Below are 17,951 nucleotides of genomic sequence, written 5' to 3'. Positions count from 1 at the left end.
ATCGCACAGTCCGACCGTAGGAAACCAATCTGAGTCAGTCGTTAACGCAACAGCGGAATTTGCTCCGAATTTTCGTCATTTTGAATCGGTTCAAGGGAAAGACCCGCAAAATCAAACAACTTGGGGTCCAGCAGATGGGACGGCCGCGCATTTGTCAGCGCGCGGAACATGACTTGCCGGCGACCGGGTGAGTTTTTTTCCCACTGGTCGATGATCTGTTTGACCTGTTGGCGCTGAAGACCGTCCTGACTTCCGCACAAGTCACAGGGAATGATGGGGTAGCCCATCGCCTTGGCAAATTTCTCGCAATCGACCTCGGCCACGTGGGCGAGAGGCCGATAAACGAACAGATCACACTCTTCATTGACCAGTTTCGGCGGCATGGTGGCCAAACGTCCGCCGTGGAAGAGGTTCATGAAAAAGGTTTCGAGAATGTCGTCGCGGTGATGGCCCAACACCACTGCCGAACAACCTTCTTCGCGCGCGATGCGGTACAGGTTGCCTCGGCGCAGGCGCGAACAGAGAGCACAATAGGTGCGGCCCTGCGGGACCTTGTCCATCACCACCGAATAGGTGTCCTGGTATTCGATCCGGTGCGGCACATCCATGCGATCCAGAAATTCCGGCAGAACCGTCGCTGGAAATCCGGGCTGCCCCTGATCCAGATTGCAGGCCAGCAGGTCGACGGGCAGCAGACCGCGCCATTTCAGCTCATAAAGAACAGCCAGCAGAGTATAGCTGTCCTTGCCGCCCGACAGGCAGACCAGCCAGCGCGGGGGCTTGGCGTCCTTGTCATGCGCGGCGGCGTCCACCATCCCATACTGTTCGATCGCCTCGCGCGTCTGGCGCACGATGCGTTTTCGCAGCTTCTTGAATTCGGTGGTCGAGGGCGCACCAGCGAACAGGGGGTGGATATCGTCAGCTTCGTCAAACATGCGCAGGCCCTACAGCGTTTGGATCAATCGGGCAAGATCAGGTCATTCATCCGGAACCGGGTCATAGCCGTCGCCACCCCAGGGGTGGCAGCGCCCGATGCGGCGGGCGGCAAGCCACGCGCCTTTCAACGCCCCGTGCTTTTCCAACGCTTCCAGCGCATAGGCCGAGCAGGTGGGTTGGTAGCGGCAATTGAAGCCCACCCAGGGGCTAAAGACCAGGCGATAGGCGCGCACGGGCAAGGCAAGGAGTTTGGCCAGGAAAGTCAATTCCGTCCCCCATGCAGCTTGCGCAGGGCATAGCGCAAATCGTCCTTCAGCGCGTCGAATGACCGTGCTGCCGTCGTATCTGCACGCCCGATCAGGACATAATCCCAACCGGCCCGGCCTTCGGTTGGCAAAATTGCCCGCGCGGCCTCGCGCAGGCGACGCTTGGCGCGGTTGCGCGCGACGGCGTTGCCGACCTTCTTGGAACAAGTGAAACCAACACGAACCCCGCCGGGTTCCTCTGGTGTCCGCTTGCGCGCCTGCACCATCATCGACGCCGTCCCCTGTCTGCGCGCGCGTGCGGCTTTCAGGAAATCGGACCGGGTCTTGAGGATCGTCAAAGTTTCAGGTGGACAAACGGACGCCGCCGGGGGCGTATCCCCGGGCTGGTTCCTACCATCCTCAGGGGCCTCCGGCGGCGTCATGTTCATAACCTGATCGGTGAGCGGTTTACGCGCTCAGCGATTTGCGGCCGCGGGCGCGGCGTGCATTCAGGATCTTGCGGCCGGCTTTGGTAGCCATGCGCGCGCGGAAACCGTGGCGGCGTTTGCGAACCAGGTTCGAAGGCTGATAGGTGCGTTTCATCGCTCCGTCTCCAATCTTTGGCGGTCGGGGTGCGGCGCGGATTCGCCTGCCCGTGTGTTCGAAGCCCGTCCTCTACTGGTAAGCGCAGGCTAAGTCAAACCCTCTGGACCCGGTTTTCGCCCCTTTTGCAACAATTCTGTAACCTGTGGAGCGAAAAGATTTCAAAAACGGGGTTAGACCCCGAAATCACTCACATATCAGGCCATAATATTCAAGGCCGCGTGAAGCCCCTGTTGCCGGGCCGCTGCCGGGCGCATGTTGGGAACAGAATGATGGAACAGGAACCGGAACGTCAGATGAGCGAAACATCGCAGATGCCGCGCGGTGGATTGGCGCGGCATATTCCATTGATAGTGATTCTGGTCGTAGCTGCTGTCGGATTCTTCGCGCTGGGCGATTACCTGACCTTTGAAACCCTGCGCGACAACCGAGAAGCACTGCTGGCGTGGCGCGACAGCAATTACTGGGTGATGGCTATTGCATTTGTCGCGATTTACATCGTGATTGTGGCGTTCTCGTTTCCAGGTGCTGCCGTCGCCTCGATGACCGGAGGGTTTCTGTTCGGGCTGTTTGCCGGGACCGTGTTCAACGTCTTTTCCGCCACAATTGGGGCCTCCGCCATCTTTCTGGCGGCGCGCTGGGGGCTGGGCGAATCTCTGACCGCCAAGCTTGAAGCGTCTGAAGGCGCGGTGAAAAGGCTCAAGGATGGTCTGCGCGAGAACGAGATTTCGGTTTTGTTCCTGCTCCGTCTGGTCCCGATAGTGCCATTTTTTGTGGCCAATCTTGTGCCGGCGCTGGTTGGGGTGAAATTCCGCAATTTCCTGATCACGACCGCGCTGGGCATTATTCCCGGCGGTATCGTCTACACATGGATTGGCGTCGGCCTTGGTGGTGTGTTCGACCGGGGCGGAACGCCGGATGTTTCGCTGCTGTGGGAACCATTCGTAATCGGACCGATCCTCGGCTTGTGTGTTCTGGCTGCGCTGCCAATAATTATCAAAACTCTGCGGGGCCAAAGGGGCGGATAATCGATGCAGGAGCTGAAAACCGATATCCTGGTGATCGGAGCCGGGTCAGGCGGTTTGTCTGTCGCCGCGGGGGCCAGCCAGATGGGAGCGGATGTCACCCTGCTGGAAGGGCACAGAATGGGCGGCGACTGCCTGAACTTCGGCTGCGTTCCCTCCAAAGCCCTGATCGCCAGCGGCAAGGCGGCGCACGCGCAGTCCCACGCATCCCTCTATGGCGTGGCGGATGTCGATCCGAACGTGGACTATGCCGCCGCCAAGGATCACGTGCATGATGTAATCGCCCAGATCGAACCGATGGACAGTCAGGAGCGGTTCGAGAGCTTTGGTGTTCGGGTAATTCGGGAATACGGGTCGTTTGTGTCGCAGACGCAGGTGAAGGCAGGGGATAACCTGATCACCGCGCGCCGGATCGTTGTGGCCACCGGATCCTCGCCATTGGTTCCGCCACTGCCGGGGCTGGATCAGGTTCCTTATTTCACCAATGAGACGATCTTCGATCTGCGCGACAAGCCCGGGCATCTGCTGATCATTGGTGGCGGTCCCATCGGCATGGAAATGGCGCAGACCCACGCGCGGCTGGGCTGCAGGGTTACCGTAATCGAAGGCCTGAAAGCGTTGGGCAAAGACGACTCCGAGGCTGCGGAAATTGTACTGGAAGCCCTGCGGACCGAGGGCGTCGAGATCCATGAAGACGCGATGGTGGCCCAGATTCGCGGCAAAAAAGGCGCGATTGAAGTGGTAACGGACAACGGCCAGATATTCTCCGGTACGCACTTGCTTCTGGCCGTCGGCCGCGCGGCCAATGTCGGCAATCTGAACCTTGAGGCCGCTGGCATCGAGCAGACCCGCACCGGTATCAAAACCGATGATAGCCTGCGCACCTCAAACCAACGTGTTTATGCGATCGGAGATGTCGCAGGCGGTATGCAATTCACCCACGTGGCCGGGTATCAGGCTGGAGTTCTCATCCGGTCGGCGCTGTTTGGTCTGCCATCCAAAGCCAAAACCGCACATATCCCCTGGGCGACCTATACCGACCCGGAACTGGCACAGGTTGGTCTGACCGAGGCGCAAGCCCGCGATCAGCATGGCGACAGGATGGAGGTCGCTCGGTTCGACTATCACCATAATGACCGTGCTGTGACCGAGCGAAAGACGAAAGGGTTCATTAAGGTCATGGTTGTAAAGGGTCGGCCTGTGGGTGCCACAATCGTAGGTCATCAGGCCGGGGAACTGATCAACTTGTGGTCGCTGGCCTTGGCCAATAACCTGAAAATGTCTCAGATCGCCGCGATGGTATCCCCTTATCCGACGATCGGAGAGCTTAACAAACGGGTGGCGGGTGCTTATTTCTCGCCAAGGCTGTTTGAGAATCAAATGGTTAAACGAGTGGTCAGGTTCGTCCAGCGCTGGATCCCCTGATCAAGAAAAGGAGCGCCAATTGAACTCGCTGTCCGGCCGGTTCCTGATCCTGACGACGGTCTTCGTGATGTTGGCCGAAGTCTTGATTTTTGTCCCGTCGATTGCGCGTTTTCGCGAAGATTTCCTGCTGAACCGGCTGGAGCGCGCCCAGATCGCCTCACTGGCGTTGCTGGCAGATGACATGCTGGCCGATGATCTCGAGGCCGAGTTGCTGGCCAATGCGGGCGTCTATAACGTGGTGCTGCGGCGAGACGAAGTGCGGCAGCTCATGCTGTCCTCGCCAATCCCGGATCAGATCACGCAAACCTATGATCTGCGCGATGCAAGTGCCTGGGTTCTGATCCGCGACGCGACTTCGCGCCTGTTCTCCCCTGGCAATGAAGTCATTCGCGTCATTGGCGCACCGGTCAAGGACGCCGGGCTGTTGATCGAAGTCACGATGGACAGCGATCCTTTGCGCATGGCGATGACGGACTACGGGTTGCGGATTCTGGGCCTGTCGCTGGTGATTTCGGTCATTACCGCGTCCTTCTTGTTTTTGGCAGTGCGCGTCGTGCTGGTGCGTCCGATCAAAAGCGTTGTCGGTTACATGCAGCGTTATGCCAGCGCGCCTGAAGACGCGCGGGGCATCATCTCGCCGAATTCCAGGATTACGGAACTGCGTGAAGCCGAAGAGGCGTTGCAGATGCTGCAAACGGATTTGACGCAGGCATTGAAGCAGCGTGAAAGGCTCGCCCAATTGGGCGGCGCTGTTGCCAAGGTCAGTCATGATCTTCGGAACATACTGACGTCGGCCCAATTGTTTACCGACAGGATCGAGGCAAGTGACGATCCTTTGGTGCGGCGGATGGCGCCGAAACTGGTTAACTCCATCACGCGGGCGGTGTCCTTGTGTGAAAGCACTTTGGCCTTCGGCCGGGCCGAAGAACCGCCACCGACGCTGACAATGGTGAAACTGCATGACGTGGCCGAGGATGTGGTCGCCAGCGAGCAGCTCGCGATTGCCGACGCCTGTGTTGAAATTGTGAACGACGTTCCGCAGGACCTTGTGGCACGGGCTGATCCTGAACAACTGTTTCGGGTTATTCTGAACCTCGTCCGCAACGCCCGGCAGGCATTGGTCGCGTCCGGTCAGCCGGGCAGGGTGGTGGTGAGCGCGTCTGAAACGGAAAACGAATGGTGCATGGAAGTCAGCGATACGGGGCCGGGCCTTCCTCCTAAAGCGAAGGAAAACCTGTTTACCCCGTTTCAGGGTGGCGTGCGCAAAGGAGGATCTGGTCTAGGTCTCGCCATTTCGCAGGAACTGGTCCGCGGACATGGTGGCGATCTGGTTCTGAAAGACACGGGGCCGCAGGGAACGACCTTTGAAATAAGGCTTCCGCGCGGAGACAGGACTTTTTGAAGATTTTTTTCAGAATCAGCTTGCACGCACCCTGCGCCGGGTCTACATAGCGCCTCACCAACGCGGACCGATAGCTCAGCTGGATAGAGTACTTGACTACGAATCAAGGGGTCGGGGGTTCGAATCCTCCTCGGTCCGCCACTTTTCTGCTTAAAAAAGTGGCATTGTTGGAAAACTGCAATAAAATCATATAGTTAATCTGGAAATTGCTACTTAAAATTTAGGCAATCCCGCAACATTGAAAATCCCGCAACATTTCCCGCAACAATTTGTCAGTCTCTAAGGCGAAAGGTAATCTGGCCACTCTCAAAGGCCGTTGCGTTTTGCCGCACAAAACTCCTATCGACGTCATGAGTTTTTCACGTAAATCTAATTGAAAGTTTGAAGCCTAATTACCGTGTAAGAAGAATGCTTAGCCCATCTGAAAAACTGACTTTAAAGAAATCTATTGCCGAAAAACTTGATGAGTTGGAGTGGGCAGAAATCGACCTTACTCTGGATGAATTTGGCGCCAAGACACAAGATCAATGGAGTGGCGACAAATACTCGTATGTCCTGAACATGTTCAAAGGCATCGCTGATGACGCTCTTAGCCAGCTAGCGAAACACTTTGGAATAATCGAAACGACACGAAAGCATGTCGAGCCAGCTGTCTCAAACGACCAAGAGTGTCTATACATTTTCATCTCACATCTAGCGAAGCATAAAGTCTTTGCTTCGGAACTACAGGCAGAGATGGCCAAGTTTGGTGCCAACTGCTTTGTAGCGCATGAAGACATCGAACCAGATGCGGAATGGCAGGCTGAGATTGAACGTGCACTACGTGAGTGTGATGCGCTTGTTGCTCTACTCCACGACGGTTTCAGCGAAAGCACTTGGACAGATCAAGAAGTGGGTTTTGCGCTAGGGCGAGGCGCTCCGGTTTTTTCTGTGAGGCTCGATGTTGCGCCTTATGGTTTGTTTGGAAAGAAGCAAGCCTTCAATGGGAAGGGAAAGAGTGTACCAGAGATCGCGAAGGAATTTTGGGAAGCCTACAAAAAACATCCAAAAACCACAGACAAAGCATCTGATGCAGTAATCGCAAAATTCTGCAAAAGTGGATCATTTGCCGACGCCAAGACAAACTGCGAACAGGTCGAGGCTCTATCTACATGGAAGGACATCTACTCAACGAGATTGAGAGAAGCAGTTGGTCAGAATGAGCAGATCAAGTACTCTTGGGGCGTTCCGGAGCGGATAGATAGGTTGATTGCAAATCGAGAGGCGTCGCCAGAGGTTGCCAAGGCGGAGTCAGAAATCCCGTTTTAATTCGGAAGTCCTAATTCGTTGGCGTTGCCTTGCTATTTGTAAACTCGCTCGATTCGATCCCGCAACAAATCCCGCAACATTTTCTACCTGAGAATCATGTAATATATTGAAAATAAAAACGAATAAGTAGGGTGTGGAAAGATCCTCGGTCCGCCACTTGGTAAAAACTTCCCTAAAACAAAATACTTACAGGTCAATTTTGTTCAGATATTTGCGACCTGAACTTTTTATTCCTGAACCATCCACAGACAATATCCGTTTCTTGTCCGCTTATTTGGTGTAGCGTTCAGCTTCATCCAGAGATTCATGGCCCTACCATGTCATCAGTTGATGCGATGTAGCGCCGTTCTTAGCGAGTCTCGCACAACAGGTATGGGACAAGATACTAGCGGGGCTGATCGAGAGCTGGATTGTCCCCGACGCCCCGTAAATGGTCGACAGCACGGTGGTTCGTGCCCATCATCAGGCAGCGGTCGCTAATGGCGGCCTCCTCGACACGGCCTTGGCCGTTCAAAAGGTAGCTTCACGATCAAGATCCACCTTCGGGTTCATGCCGCCGGTCCGCCGATGAGAACCGACATCATGCCCGGCCAGACGTCCGATTATCCCGGCTTCGATTTCATCATGAACGACAATCCGCCGGAACCCTTATTGCTGCTGGCTGACAAAGGTTACGATGCTGACAGTAGCCGCGACGATATGCGTTGCCGAAGCATCCAAACGGTATTTCCCAAGCGGAAGTCGCGAAAGAAGCGTGTTGGCATTGATTGCCCACTGTATCGACTGTGGAACCTGATTGAGATGCTTGAACAAGCTGAAGAATGCACGCCGCGTCGCGACACGTTACGAAAAAAACAGCAGAAAATTTCTTGGCTACGTCGACATTGCGTCAATCCGCCTGTGGCTTTGCCATTTGTCAACGTAACCTAACCATACTTAAACACCTGTGGATTGATGTAGCCTTGACTTTGGAATTCCCATTCGAGTGTTTGGGCTTTCAGGTGTAAGAGACGACCGTACTAGAACGCGACCCGATCTCCTCCTTTCAATTCCAGGATTTCCCTTGCCTCATCTGGTGTTGCGATCTGGTTACCCAAATCCTCAACTATACGCCGGATTTTGGACACCTGTTGCGCATTGCTCTCGGCCAGTTGGCCGCGAGAAATGAACAGGCTGTCTTCAAGACCGACGCGAAGGTTGCCGCCCATCTGACTGGCCGTCGTGGCAAGCGACATCTGAGCTCCACCTGCCCCTAAGACCGACCACCGGTAATCATCGCCAAACAGACGGTCTGCCGTGCGTTTCATAAAGACCAGATTGTCGACCTCAGATCCGATACCACCGAGGATTCCAAAGATGAACTGAATGAAGATTGGTGCCTTGAACAACCCGATATCCATGCAGAATTTCAGGTTATACAAGTGGCCAACATCGTAGCATTCGTGTTCGAATTTTATGTCATGCGGTGCCAACGTTTCCGCCGCCTCGCGAATGTCTCGGAACGTATTGCGAAAGATGTTCTGATCAGAGTTCGCGACATAGTCTTTCTCCCAATTAAATTTCCAATCGTCATCGCCGTATCGGTTGGCCAATGGGTGAAACGAGAAGTTCATCGAACCCATATTCATCGAGCACATTTCTGGGCTGAAAGTCTTGGCCGGGTTGATCCGGTCTTGAATGGATAGTGTCAGCGATCCACCGGTCGATAGATTCACAACTGCGTCGGTGGCCTGTTTGATGCGCGGCAAGAAAGGTGCGAAGTCGTTCGGGTCAACCGATGGAGAACCATTCTCGGGATTGCGTGCATGAAGATGCAGGATCGACGCTCCGGCCTCTGCGGCCTTAACCGCCTGCCGCGCGATGTCATCATAGGTGTACGGAAGTGCATCCGACATGGTTGGTGTGTGGATCGCTCCTGTTACAGCACATGTTATGATGGTCTTTTTCTGACGGGCCATGAGTTCAGTTTTCCTTGGATTGTCTGATGTGCTTCACGCGATAGCCCAGCGGGAATAGTTGCAGGTCATAACGGCTACGGATCACGCCCCAGATGCCTTTCGGTGCCTTGAGCATGACGACAATCGCAACCACGCCGAGTACGATCAGGTAAGTTGTTCCGAGGTCGGCCAGCGTTTCGCGCAGAGCGAAGAAGACGAGCGTACCGATAATCGGTCCTTCGATTGTGCCGATGCCGCCGATCACAACGATGAAGATAACGAAAGCAGTCCAGTCATTAACGCTGAACGCCGCATCCGGCGAGATGCGCAGCTTTTGCAGGAAGATGAGCGCTCCGATCATTGCCGTAAACGCCGACGTGACGACATATACGATGAACTTTGTGCGCCAAATATCGATGCCGAGGCTTCCGGCGGCCAGTTCATTGTCGCGAATTGACGTCAGCGCCAAACCTTGGCGCGAGCGCAGGAAGAGATACACGGCAGTCACAACCAGCACAGCAGCTCCGAGCGCCAGCCAATAGCTCAGCGCCTCACGCATCGCGCGCCCGGACGCCAGAGATTTGACGATGGCAACGGGCAGCGAAGATCCTGAACCCCCACCAAGCGCTGAGATTTGCGCGAAGCTCAGCCGAAAGACTTCAGCGATGACCCAGGTACCTATGGCAAAATAAGCGCCTCGAAGCCTGAAGATCAGAACAGCCACCGGGATCGAGATCAAAGCCCCCAGCACGCCTGCGGCTGCAATAGCAACCAATGGGTTCCGCCCACCCAGCATCGTAAGTGCAAAGAGCATATAGCCGCCAAAGCCCACATAGGCTTGCTGACCAACAGAGACGAGACCAGCATAACCCGCCATGAGGTTCCAGAGAGTGGCCAGGGACAGGTAAAGAAACAGCTCTCCCATCAGGCGCATGTCGGCGCGGCCTGCCCACCAGGGCGCTGCAATTAGAACAAGCAAACCGATTGCGGCAAGGATCGCGGCAACTCGTGCTGCTTTAGACGATCGAGAAACAGAGTAGTCCTGCAGGTTCATCCGGAAACCCTCGGGAAGAGGCCGTTCGGGCGAACGGCAAGAATGACAAGGAAAGCGATATGTCCCGCAAGCACTTGCCAGCCCGGATCAATCTTGGCTCCAATGGTTTGCGCGACGCCAAGGATAACGCCGCCAATTAATGTACCCCAAAGGTTGCCAAGCCCACCGATGATAACGGCCTCAAAGCCAAAGATCAGGCGGCCCCCGCCAATGGAAGGATCAAAGCTTGTCCGAATGCCAAGCAGGATACCGGCGATTGCTGTCACGCCCAGCGCCAGAGCCATGGACAGCCCAAAGATGTGCCGGCGATTGAGGCCCATAAGCTGGGCGATGTCTTGATTGTCGGAAACAGCCCGAAATGCGCGACCAAGCGCGGTGTGATAAAAGGTCCATTGCAGCCCCCAGATCACAGCGATGGCGATCCCGAAGGTCAGTAGCGGTAAGATCCCAAGGGTCACTCCGCCCACTGCAACGCTGGCTGTTTCCAGCGCACCAGCATTCAATGTTTGCGGGTCGGCCGTGTAGACCTCCAGCAACCCGTTCTGGATAATAACACTCAGTCCGAAGGTCACAAGCAGCGGTGGAAGAATATCGTCGCCCAGAGTTTGGTTCAGTAGGCCGCGTTGAAGGGCATACCCAATCAGCGCCATAGCGGGAACGACAATCACCAACGCGGCCATCGGGTGCATCCCCGTCGCGGTCGTCACGGTCAGCCCGAGGTACGCGGCCAGCACGATCAAATCGCCATGGGCGATATTGACGAGCCGCATGACCCCAAAGATCAACGACAGACCCGCGGCAAACAGCGCGTATAACCCACCCAACAAAGTGCCCTGCACGATAGCGTTCAGCCAATCCATATTATTCGATCCCGAAATACGCGCGTGAAATGTCTTCACGCGAAACGGTGTCAGACGCGCTTTCCAGCGAAACGCGCCCCTCCTGCAGGCAGTAGACCCGGCTCGAGACCGACAGTGCCTTGGTTATGTCCTGCTCGACGATAATCGCACTCATGCCCTCACCGATGATGCCGGGCAGAGCCTCGTAGATGTCTTTAATGATGATCGGCGCGAGCCCGAGGCTGATTTCATCGAAGAGGATCAGATCGGGATTGGCCATCAATGCGCGCCCGATGGCGACCATCTGCTGTTGACCGCCCGACAGCGATGTAGAGGCCTGATCTTTTCGCTCTTCAAGGATCGGGAATAGATCATAGACGGCTTTCAAATCCCAAGGGCCCGCTCGACCAACTTGAGCCCCGATCATAAGGTTTTCTTTGACTGACAAAGAGGGGAACAATTGACGACCCTCTGGGACCATCGCCAAGCCAAGCTCTGCAACCTGGTCTGCGCGAAGGCGGCTGATATCCTGACCCCGGTAGTGAATCTGATCCGGTCCGTTCGTCAGCAGCCCGGTGATAGATCGCATCAGGGTCGTCTTGCCTGCGCCGTTTGCACCGATGATGGCAAGAACTTCGCCTTCGCCAACGTCCAATTCGACATCGTAGAGCGCTTGGAAATCACCGTAGTAAGAATTTAAGCCGCGTGTTTGAAGAATGGGATCAGGCATCGGCTTCGATCCCCAGATAGATTTCTTTGACTTCAGCGCTTTCCATGATTGCCTGCGGCTCGCCCTCGGCGATCTTCTTTCCGAAGTCGATGACGATCAGACGATCCACGACGGCCAGCAGGGCGTGCACAACATGTTCGATCCAGATTATGGTGACGCCAGAGGCGTGGATGTCGTTGATGGTCTGAACCAGTGATTTGCACTCAGCTTCGGTCAAACCACCGGCAATCTCATCCAACAGCAGCAGTTTGGGTTTGGCGCAGAGCGCGCGTGTCAGTTCCAAGCGTTTCCGTTCCAGCAGTGTCAGGCTGCCTGCTAGAACGTTTGCCTTGGGCAGCAGCTCCGTTTGGTCCAGAACCTCCAGGCAAAAGCGCTCAGCCTGATGCCCATGCAAGCCGGCCGACTGCGTGGCGGCGATCATTGCGTTTTCGAAAACGGTCATTCCCGAAAACGGCTGCGGGACCTGAAAAGAACGCGCGATGCCTGCATGGCTACGCCTTGCGGCGCTCCACTTTGTAACGTTCTGCCCATTGAATTCTATCACCCCGGAATTGGATTTGAGCGTCCCAGTGATCAGATTGAACATCGAAGTTTTGCCAGCGCCGTTGGGGCCGATTACCCCGAGTGCTTCGCCTTGCTGGACCTCATAGCTCATAGCATCGGCTACAGTGACCGCGCCAAATGCCTTGCTCAGGTCTTGGAGTCTCAAGATTGTCGTCATGCTTCTCTCGGATAGAGGGTTCGGCGCCAAGATCGGCGCCGAACGTCTAGTCAGCCCAATAGCTTCATATCTGCCGTGACCGGAACTTCGGGCGCGGTGCTGTTTGCAACGATCTGCAACTCATACCCGTCGCCGGACTTTTGCCACTGACCGCCGACCAGCGGAGTTTTGGTGACATTGTTCATGGGTCCATCACCCCAGTTCACCGGTCCGACGATTGTGTTTAGGTTCGTGGACGTGATTGCGGAAATGATCGAAGACGGGTCTTCCAGATCATCCGCCCGTTTGATGACATCCGCGACGACCTCGAACAGCGCGTGTTTAAAGCCAAGGGGTTGAGTCCAAGGACGGCCTGACTCTGCCGTATAACCTTCAGCAAGGTCTTTCGAAGAAATGCCGGTGAGTGAGGACGAGAAAGGATGGTGTGGAGACCACCAGACCTCGGTCGACAACCCGTCACCACGGTCGCCCAGCGATTCAATGACCGATGGGAACAGCAATGCTTTACCAATGGTAACGACCTTCGGGTTGAACCCTTGCTGGGCAGCTTGGCTCCAGAATGTCGCGAAGTCCGGTGGGATCATATTGCCAGTGACGATTTCGCAGCCAGCAGCCTTGAATGCTGCGATCTGGTTTGAGAAATCGTCGGACAGAGGCTGATAGCGACCGGGATCGGTGAGCGTGTACCCGGCGGCAGCAAGCGGTTTAGGCATGCCCAGTTCCGCATCACCCCAAGCATTACCATCAGCATCGTTGGGGAAAAGACCGCCCACAGTCTTGGTCACGCCCGTTTTGTCCCACATGTCGAGGAACGCTGCGATCACATCCTCCAAACCCCAGAAGAAGTGATAGGTCGTTTCAAAACCCTCTCCCGGAACACCATTGCGGCCAAAGAAATAAGGCTGCCATGGGCAGTCGGTTGTGATACAGGGAACTTCATTGATCTCTGCCTGATCAGCGACGGGATTCACCGTGTCCGGAGTTGACGCCGCCACGATGATATCAACTTCATCACCCAAGATCAGATCTGCCGCGACCTCGGCTGCTCGGTTCGGGTTGGACTGGCTGTCTTTTGAAATGATCTCGACATTCCAGGTCTTTCCATTGTTGTCCAACCCGGCCGAAAAGACCTGCTGTATGGCTTGAAGCACGTACTCGTCGGCCTCAGCGAAACCAGCCAATGGACCGGTACGCGGGCTGACATTGCCAATCCTTAGCGTCGGGTTTGCGGCATAGGCACGCGTTGCCCGGAGGATGGCCGGAGCAGCGATTGCCGCCGTAGCGCCGGCAATAAAACTGCGCCTCGTGGCCGTTTTGAAAGTCCTTGTCATTGCGTCCTCCCTTCACCGGCCTCCCGCCAGTGTTTGATTGATCTTACAAAGTCTTCTCGAGATTTTTCAGATGTGTCGCGACGCGCTGGCGAACCTGATCCGCCTCGCCCTCGGCCCATGTTCTGAAACCTTCGCCGGATTTCATTCCAAGCTTACCTGCATCGACAAGCGACTTGAGATAGGAAGAAGGTCCCTTATGCGCCTCAAGATCGTGCAGTACGTTTTCGTGAATATCGAGCGTCAGGTCGGTGCCCACCATATCAGCGTTTTCAAGCGGACCGAGGACCGCCAATCGCCGCCCAAAGCTGGACTTGATCACAGTATCAACAGCTTCCGCGTCACAGATCCCATTTTCCACCAGACTAACCGCTTCTCGCCACAGCGCATGCTGAAGGCGATTGCCAATAAAGCCAGGCACATCCTTCTCGACCATCACCGGAGTCTTCCCGGCATCTTCCAACAGATCGAACATCGTCTGCGCGACCTCAGGGTCTGTCCACTCGGTCTTAATGACTTCGACCAGCGGGATCATGTGCGGCGGGTTCCACCAATGTGTTCCGAGTGCTCGGTTTTTCAACCGCAGCCCAGACATAATCTGAGTGATCGGCATGACCGAAGTATTCGACGCGAGAATGCAGGTCTCTGGTGCGTGCGCTTCAATCTCAGCAAAAATCGCTTGCTTTAGCTCCAGCTTTTCCGGTGCCGCTTCGAACACAGCGTCGGCACTTTTAACTACACCTTCCGTCGTCGCAAAGATTTCAATCATCTTGAGGGTTTTTGTGATTGCGATCTCGTCGTCCCCCATCGCGGCCATGCTAACGCGGATGCGGTCAGACACGGTGGCTCGTGCCTCTTCAACGGGATCTGTGATGGCGACATATTGACCTGCTTTTGCCAAGGTCAGGGCGATACCGTGCCCCATAAGACCCGCGCCAATTACCGCTATCTGCTGCTTCTTGCGCACCATTCTTTAACCCGCCGTATATCCGCCGTCGGCATGAAGGATATGCCCGGTGTAAAAATCAGATGCCCGCGACGCGAGAAACAGGAGCGGACCGGCCAGGTCTTCAGGCTCGCCCAGTCGTCCTTTGGGAACGCGGGTCAGGAAGCCATCGCGCACAGCCTTGGCTTCGTCGGTGTCTTCGAACATCCAGGCCGTCAAAGGCGAACGGAATACCGTCGGCGCGATCGCGTTGACGGTGATCCCAGTTGGACCCAGCTCACATCCCAAGGCTTTGGTTATCCCGTTTACTGCAGCCTTTGACGCGCAATATGCCGTGTAACCGGCTGGGTGGCCCAGGATACTACGAGCAGAACTGACGAAAATGATCTTGCCGTATTTGCTTTGCTTCATGTGCGCCGCCGCCGCGCGTGCCAAAAGCCAGCTTTGGTTCACGTTGGTGTCCATCACTGCATCGAAGGTCTCTGGCGTCATTTCGTTGATCGGCGCGACTTTGTTCATGCCGGACGCAACAACGAGAATATCGAGCTTACCAAAGCTGTTGACGGCTTCGTCGACCAATGCATCACAAGACGCCTCATCTGTGGGGCGCGTGTTTATTGCAACGACGGTCGCGCCAAGCTCTTCGCACTCTGTGGCAATCTTATCGAGCGCGTCTTGGTTGCCCGCTGCCAGAACGAGGTTGCAACCTGCCCCGGCCAGGACGCGTGCAGCTACCATTCCGAACGCTCCCGAAGCTCCGGTGATCAGTGCGACATCACCTTTTACGTCAAACATCTTGAGTGGATCAGACATTCATTTCGTCCTTAGCTTTCTGGTGGATACGGAATGACCACCAGCATTTTGCAGGTGTTGTTCGCGCGGTTTTCAATTTTGCGCACTTCGCCCGGTGCGATTGTGCAGCTGTCCATGGGGCCAAGGGTGGTTTCGGTGTCATTAACGATGACAGTCATTTCACCCTCCAGAACAACGTAGACTTTCTCGAACGGGGTAGAATCTGGTCCAGCACCGCCGTTCGGCAGGAACTGACTGAAACCAATCCACTGATTTTTCGGCCCATATTCTTCAAACCCCTGCAAACGAAGCCCATGGCACCCAAAGTGGTTCGGTGCTTCATAGGGTTGGGCGTCTTGAAACCGCTTCAGATGCATGTCCGTCTCCGATCGGGTTGTTGAAATGGCGGCCGCCGGAATACCGACGACCGGTCCGTGAGTGTTCAGAACTCTTTGCCAGCTTCGATTCGGTAGGATTGGTTTTTGTCGATCATCGCAACCAAGCGGATGATGCAACCGTCGCCACGATCCCAATTCCACGGGAAAAACGCGAATGTGCAACGCTTGCCGGTCACCTTATCCAGATCCCCGCCGACATTTTCGATACCCAGAATACCTTTGGAGAACAGCATGTTGTGTACCGGCTCCCACTCAGGGAAATCAACTTCCCACGGGGTTCCACCCGACCATTCAAGATATTCTTTCTCCAGATGGGGCATTATCGGACCGTTTCGCTGTGGGCCAATGGCCGTGGCCAGCGGATGATCGTTTGCCTGGGTGTCATGCCCGACGACTTTCACACCCTTTTCGATCATCCACTCGGCGGCCGAGGGAACAAGACCTGGGCAGTAGGCAAAGTAGTCACCATCTTCGTACTGCTTGTGCCAACCGGTATTGATGATCAGAACATCACCTTTGCGGATCGCGTGCCCGCAAGCCTTCTCGAGATCATCTCCAGTAATCTGTTCCCACTTCTTTTTGGGTACCGAAACGACCAGGCCAGAACCGAAGAAGTGCGGCAGCGGTACCTCGTCGATGAACGGCGTTCCCTGAACAACATGCGCCGGTGCATCTATATGCGTGGTCACGTGCATGGTAGTGGTAATCGTCTGCGACAGAACGCCGGACTTGGCCATATAGTGTTTTCGGTCGATCTGAACGTCTTTGAAGTAGGGCCAATTCGGACACTGAAACCCGTATCTGTGGCTCAGGTTGTAGAACTCCAGCCCCATGTCGTTTTCGGTGTTGCCCTGGAATTCGATGCCGCGGATTTCAACCATCGGGCATATCTCCTCTGTTCGCCGGTGATGCAGCGTTGTTCGATTTTCGTTTGTCTGGGTGGCCTTCCCACCTGTCCCGTATCATGATGCATGCGCACCGCAATGCGGTCAACTTAAAACTCATAATACGGTTGACTTGCACCGCATCGCGATACAATGTGACTGAATACTTGATGCCGGTATGCGGTGGTAACAAGAAGCGTGAGGATAGCTCAAGTGTCTGAAAAAAATGAAAAAGGTGGAATTCAGGTTATTTCGCGAGCGGCTTCGATTCTGCGCGTCTTGAAGGAAAGCCAATCCGGAATGAGCTTGGGGAAAATCGCCGAACGCGTCGACTTGCCCCGCTCTACGGTACAGAGAATCACAAGCGCCCTGGCGGAAGAAAAGCTTGTTATTGCTGACGCGAATGGTGGCGGTTTGCGATTGGGTCCTGAACTGAGCATTCTCGCAGACGCAGCGCACTACAATATTGTCGAACACTGTCGGCTTCTATTGACTGAACTGACCCAGAAAACCGGAGAAACGACGGACCTCGCCGTTATGCGCGGTATTGGTATGGTTTTCTTGGATCAAGTCCCCGGCATTTACCGGCTGACTACTGTTTCTCAAGTCGGGGAGGTTTTCCCGCTCACGACGACTGCAAACGGCAAGGCCTGCTTAGCACAACTCAAACCGGAGGAATCCATCAAGCTTATAAAAAACGAGTGGGATAGAAACGGTGTTCAGAGAAACCTGGATGAATTTTTGACTGAATTGGACATTATCCGCAAACAGGGTCTTGCATACGACCTGGAAGAGCACTCAGTCGGCGTGTCAGCAATTGGTTTTTCATTCACCGACTGGGTAGGAGATCTGCACGCAATCTCTATCCCAGTACCTACGACCAGATTTGCAAAGCAAAGAGCCACAATCGAGAAATCGCTGATTGAAACTTCCGCCAATATCCACAAAACCTTTAGGTAACGGGATGTACACAAAAACGGAAAGCTGGTTCTTGAAGTCCAACGCATGCGCTCGGCCGAGGCAGAATTGTTCCGCTAAGAGCATCCGGTAGATTGGAATATTTCCCAAAAGGTGTTTCACACGAGAACATCGTCGCAATTTGGTTTCTCTGAAACGAAGGAAAACCTTCGAGCCGCAAATGGCAAAACCAGTGCGAAACAAAACGCCAATTGACACAAAGAATTGCCTAATTGTCATCAAATGGCAGAACTTAACCATTTGTGCCTCTCTTCCTTCATCCGGTGCCCAGACTTGTTTCATCGATCCAGACTTCCTTTCCGAAAAATTGGATCTGATATGCTTATCAGATGCCGCGGGCGACAGAGCCCGCTGATCTGCCACGTGGCGAACGCGGTTGGGAGTGAGTCAATGTCAGAAA

Annotated in this window: 20 protein-coding genes and 1 tRNA gene; 7 read left to right on the top strand and 14 right to left on the bottom strand. The window is 55.1% G+C overall.

Going from position 1 to position 17,951, the window contains the following annotated elements:
* Positions 1 to 41: 41 nt before the first annotated feature.
* From ttcA to rpmH, 4 genes are read right to left on the bottom strand one after another with little or no spacing between them, the layout of a single operon-like run.
* Positions 42 to 935: a tRNA 2-thiocytidine(32) synthetase TtcA gene (ttcA, locus tag AC2TEL_RS19850; protein ID WP_480906454.1), complete on the bottom strand. Its 894-nt coding sequence runs from the start codon at positions 933 to 935 to the stop codon at positions 42 to 44.
* Between the two features lie 42 nt (positions 936 to 977).
* Positions 978 to 1,202 carry a membrane protein insertion efficiency factor YidD gene (gene yidD, locus AC2TEL_RS19845; protein ID WP_480906451.1) on the bottom strand — a complete coding sequence of 75 codons (225 nt, stop codon included), beginning with the start codon at positions 1,200 to 1,202 and terminating at the stop codon, positions 978 to 980.
* Positions 1,199 to 1,624 carry a ribonuclease P protein component gene (rnpA, locus tag AC2TEL_RS19840; protein ID WP_480906448.1) on the bottom strand — a complete coding sequence of 142 codons (426 nt, stop codon included), beginning with the start codon at positions 1,622 to 1,624 and terminating at the stop codon, positions 1,199 to 1,201. Before rnpA ends, yidD begins: the two co-directional genes overlap by 4 nt.
* A gap of 25 nt (positions 1,625 to 1,649) precedes the next feature.
* Positions 1,650 to 1,784: a 50S ribosomal protein L34 gene (rpmH, locus tag AC2TEL_RS19835; protein ID WP_005980833.1), complete on the bottom strand. Its 135-nt coding sequence runs from the start codon at positions 1,782 to 1,784 to the stop codon at positions 1,650 to 1,652.
* Between the two features lie 269 nt (positions 1,785 to 2,053).
* Here rpmH and AC2TEL_RS19830 point away from each other — a divergent pair, with 269 nt between their 5' ends.
* The 6 genes from AC2TEL_RS19830 (at position 2,054) to AC2TEL_RS19805 (ending at position 7,874) form a co-directional block, all read left to right on the top strand.
* Positions 2,054 to 2,812, top strand: a complete 759-nt coding sequence (locus tag AC2TEL_RS19830) for a TVP38/TMEM64 family protein (protein WP_480906445.1) — start codon at positions 2,054 to 2,056, stop codon at positions 2,810 to 2,812.
* A 3-nt stretch (positions 2,813 to 2,815) separates the two neighbouring features.
* Positions 2,816 to 4,234: a dihydrolipoyl dehydrogenase family protein gene (locus AC2TEL_RS19825; RefSeq protein WP_480906442.1), complete on the top strand. Its 1,419-nt coding sequence runs from the start codon at positions 2,816 to 2,818 to the stop codon at positions 4,232 to 4,234.
* Between the two features lie 19 nt (positions 4,235 to 4,253).
* Positions 4,254 to 5,636 carry an ATP-binding protein gene (locus tag AC2TEL_RS19820; protein ID WP_480844379.1) on the top strand — a complete coding sequence of 461 codons (1,383 nt, stop codon included), beginning with the start codon at positions 4,254 to 4,256 and terminating at the stop codon, positions 5,634 to 5,636.
* 64 nt (positions 5,637 to 5,700) lie between these two features.
* Positions 5,701 to 5,777: transfer RNA gene (locus AC2TEL_RS19815), tRNA-Arg, on the top strand.
* A gap of 267 nt (positions 5,778 to 6,044) precedes the next feature.
* Positions 6,045 to 6,944, top strand: coding sequence for a toll/interleukin-1 receptor domain-containing protein (locus AC2TEL_RS19810; RefSeq protein ID WP_480906439.1), 900 nt, complete (start codon positions 6,045 to 6,047; stop codon positions 6,942 to 6,944).
* Positions 6,945 to 7,472: 528 nt separating this feature from the next.
* Positions 7,473 to 7,874 (top strand): transposase, encoded by a 402-nt coding sequence (locus AC2TEL_RS19805; RefSeq protein WP_480906506.1) that lies wholly within the window; start codon positions 7,473 to 7,475, stop codon positions 7,872 to 7,874.
* Between the two features lie 89 nt (positions 7,875 to 7,963).
* Here AC2TEL_RS19805 and kce read toward each other — a convergent pair whose 3' ends face one another.
* From kce to AC2TEL_RS19755, 10 genes are all read right to left on the bottom strand, one after another.
* Positions 7,964 to 8,902 (bottom strand): 3,5-dioxohexanoate:acetyl-CoA acetone transferase, encoded by a 939-nt coding sequence (kce, locus tag AC2TEL_RS19800; protein WP_480906437.1) that lies wholly within the window; start codon positions 8,900 to 8,902, stop codon positions 7,964 to 7,966.
* 4 nt (positions 8,903 to 8,906) lie between these two features.
* Positions 8,907 to 9,935 (bottom strand): branched-chain amino acid ABC transporter permease, encoded by a 1,029-nt coding sequence (locus tag AC2TEL_RS19795; RefSeq protein ID WP_480906434.1) that lies wholly within the window; start codon positions 9,933 to 9,935, stop codon positions 8,907 to 8,909.
* The gene (locus AC2TEL_RS19790) at positions 9,932 to 10,795 is read right to left on the bottom strand and encodes a branched-chain amino acid ABC transporter permease (RefSeq protein WP_480906432.1); all 864 of its coding nucleotides are present in this window, start codon (positions 10,793 to 10,795) and stop codon (positions 9,932 to 9,934) included. The genes AC2TEL_RS19795 and AC2TEL_RS19790 overlap by 4 nt, the downstream gene beginning before the upstream one ends.
* A gap of 1 nt (position 10,796) precedes the next feature.
* Positions 10,797 to 11,504: an ABC transporter ATP-binding protein gene (locus AC2TEL_RS19785; protein ID WP_170560663.1), complete on the bottom strand. Its 708-nt coding sequence runs from the start codon at positions 11,502 to 11,504 to the stop codon at positions 10,797 to 10,799.
* Positions 11,497 to 12,225, bottom strand: a complete 729-nt coding sequence (locus tag AC2TEL_RS19780; protein WP_480906429.1) for an ABC transporter ATP-binding protein — start codon at positions 12,223 to 12,225, stop codon at positions 11,497 to 11,499. Before AC2TEL_RS19780 ends, AC2TEL_RS19785 begins: the two co-directional genes overlap by 8 nt.
* Positions 12,226 to 12,275: 50 nt before the next feature.
* Positions 12,276 to 13,556: an ABC transporter substrate-binding protein gene (locus AC2TEL_RS19775; RefSeq protein WP_480906426.1), complete on the bottom strand. Its 1,281-nt coding sequence runs from the start codon at positions 13,554 to 13,556 to the stop codon at positions 12,276 to 12,278.
* 43 nt (positions 13,557 to 13,599) lie between these two features.
* On the bottom strand, positions 13,600 to 14,523 hold the full coding sequence (locus tag AC2TEL_RS19770; protein WP_480906424.1) for a 3-hydroxyacyl-CoA dehydrogenase family protein: 924 nt from the start codon (positions 14,521 to 14,523) through the stop codon (positions 13,600 to 13,602).
* Between the two features lie 3 nt (positions 14,524 to 14,526).
* The gene (locus AC2TEL_RS19765) at positions 14,527 to 15,312 is read right to left on the bottom strand and encodes an SDR family NAD(P)-dependent oxidoreductase (protein ID WP_480906421.1); all 786 of its coding nucleotides are present in this window, start codon (positions 15,310 to 15,312) and stop codon (positions 14,527 to 14,529) included.
* 11 nt (positions 15,313 to 15,323) lie between these two features.
* The gene (locus AC2TEL_RS19760) at positions 15,324 to 15,668 is read right to left on the bottom strand and encodes a cupin domain-containing protein (protein ID WP_480906418.1); all 345 of its coding nucleotides are present in this window, start codon (positions 15,666 to 15,668) and stop codon (positions 15,324 to 15,326) included.
* 65 nt (positions 15,669 to 15,733) lie between these two features.
* A complete protein-coding gene (locus tag AC2TEL_RS19755) occupies positions 15,734 to 16,570 on the bottom strand; it encodes a cyclase family protein (protein WP_480844369.1) in 837 nt (278 codons plus the stop codon).
* 216 nt (positions 16,571 to 16,786) lie between these two features.
* Here AC2TEL_RS19755 and AC2TEL_RS19750 point away from each other — a divergent pair, with 216 nt between their 5' ends.
* A complete protein-coding gene (locus AC2TEL_RS19750) occupies positions 16,787 to 17,533 on the top strand; it encodes an IclR family transcriptional regulator (protein ID WP_480906416.1) in 747 nt (248 codons plus the stop codon).
* Positions 17,534 to 17,951 lie beyond the last annotated feature (418 nt).

It is taken from the genome of Ruegeria sp. HKCCD9138 (genome assembly GCF_057220975.1).
Note: the sequence above shows the minus strand (reverse complement) of the source record. Positions and strands in the feature narration are given on the sequence as shown.

What these genes read in the sequence shown, in the direction of transcription:
- AC2TEL_RS19795 (WP_480906434.1), bottom strand. Translation starts at nt 9,935, where the DNA reads ATGAACCTGCAGGACTACTCTGTTTCTCGATCGTCTAAAGCAGCACGA.
- AC2TEL_RS19810 (WP_480906439.1), top strand. Translation starts at nt 6,045, where the DNA reads ATGCTTAGCCCATCTGAAAAACTGACTTTAAAGAAATCTATTGCCGAA.
- AC2TEL_RS19755 (WP_480844369.1), bottom strand. Translation starts at nt 16,570, where the DNA reads ATGGTTGAAATCCGCGGCATCGAATTCCAGGGCAACACCGAAAACGAC.
- AC2TEL_RS19790 (WP_480906432.1), bottom strand. Translation starts at nt 10,795, where the DNA reads ATGGATTGGCTGAACGCTATCGTGCAGGGCACTTTGTTGGGTGGGTTA.
- AC2TEL_RS19765 (WP_480906421.1), bottom strand. Translation starts at nt 15,312, where the DNA reads ATGTCTGATCCACTCAAGATGTTTGACGTAAAAGGTGATGTCGCACTG.
- AC2TEL_RS19780 (WP_480906429.1), bottom strand. Translation starts at nt 12,225, where the DNA reads ATGACGACAATCTTGAGACTCCAAGACCTGAGCAAGGCATTTGGCGCG.
- AC2TEL_RS19830 (WP_480906445.1), top strand. Translation starts at nt 2,054, where the DNA reads ATGATGGAACAGGAACCGGAACGTCAGATGAGCGAAACATCGCAGATG.
- AC2TEL_RS19770 (WP_480906424.1), bottom strand. Translation starts at nt 14,523, where the DNA reads ATGGTGCGCAAGAAGCAGCAGATAGCGGTAATTGGCGCGGGTCTTATG.
- AC2TEL_RS19785 (WP_170560663.1), bottom strand. Translation starts at nt 11,504, where the DNA reads ATGCCTGATCCCATTCTTCAAACACGCGGCTTAAATTCTTACTACGGT.
- ttcA (WP_480906454.1), bottom strand. Translation starts at nt 935, where the DNA reads ATGTTTGACGAAGCTGACGATATCCACCCCCTGTTCGCTGGTGCGCCC.
- AC2TEL_RS19775 (WP_480906426.1), bottom strand. Translation starts at nt 13,556, where the DNA reads ATGACAAGGACTTTCAAAACGGCCACGAGGCGCAGTTTTATTGCCGGC.
- AC2TEL_RS19760 (WP_480906418.1), bottom strand. Translation starts at nt 15,668, where the DNA reads ATGCATCTGAAGCGGTTTCAAGACGCCCAACCCTATGAAGCACCGAAC.
- kce (WP_480906437.1), bottom strand. Translation starts at nt 8,902, where the DNA reads ATGGCCCGTCAGAAAAAGACCATCATAACATGTGCTGTAACAGGAGCG.
- AC2TEL_RS19825 (WP_480906442.1), top strand. Translation starts at nt 2,816, where the DNA reads ATGCAGGAGCTGAAAACCGATATCCTGGTGATCGGAGCCGGGTCAGGC.
- rnpA (WP_480906448.1), bottom strand. Translation starts at nt 1,624, where the DNA reads ATGACGCCGCCGGAGGCCCCTGAGGATGGTAGGAACCAGCCCGGGGAT.
- rpmH (WP_005980833.1), bottom strand. Translation starts at nt 1,784, where the DNA reads ATGAAACGCACCTATCAGCCTTCGAACCTGGTTCGCAAACGCCGCCAC.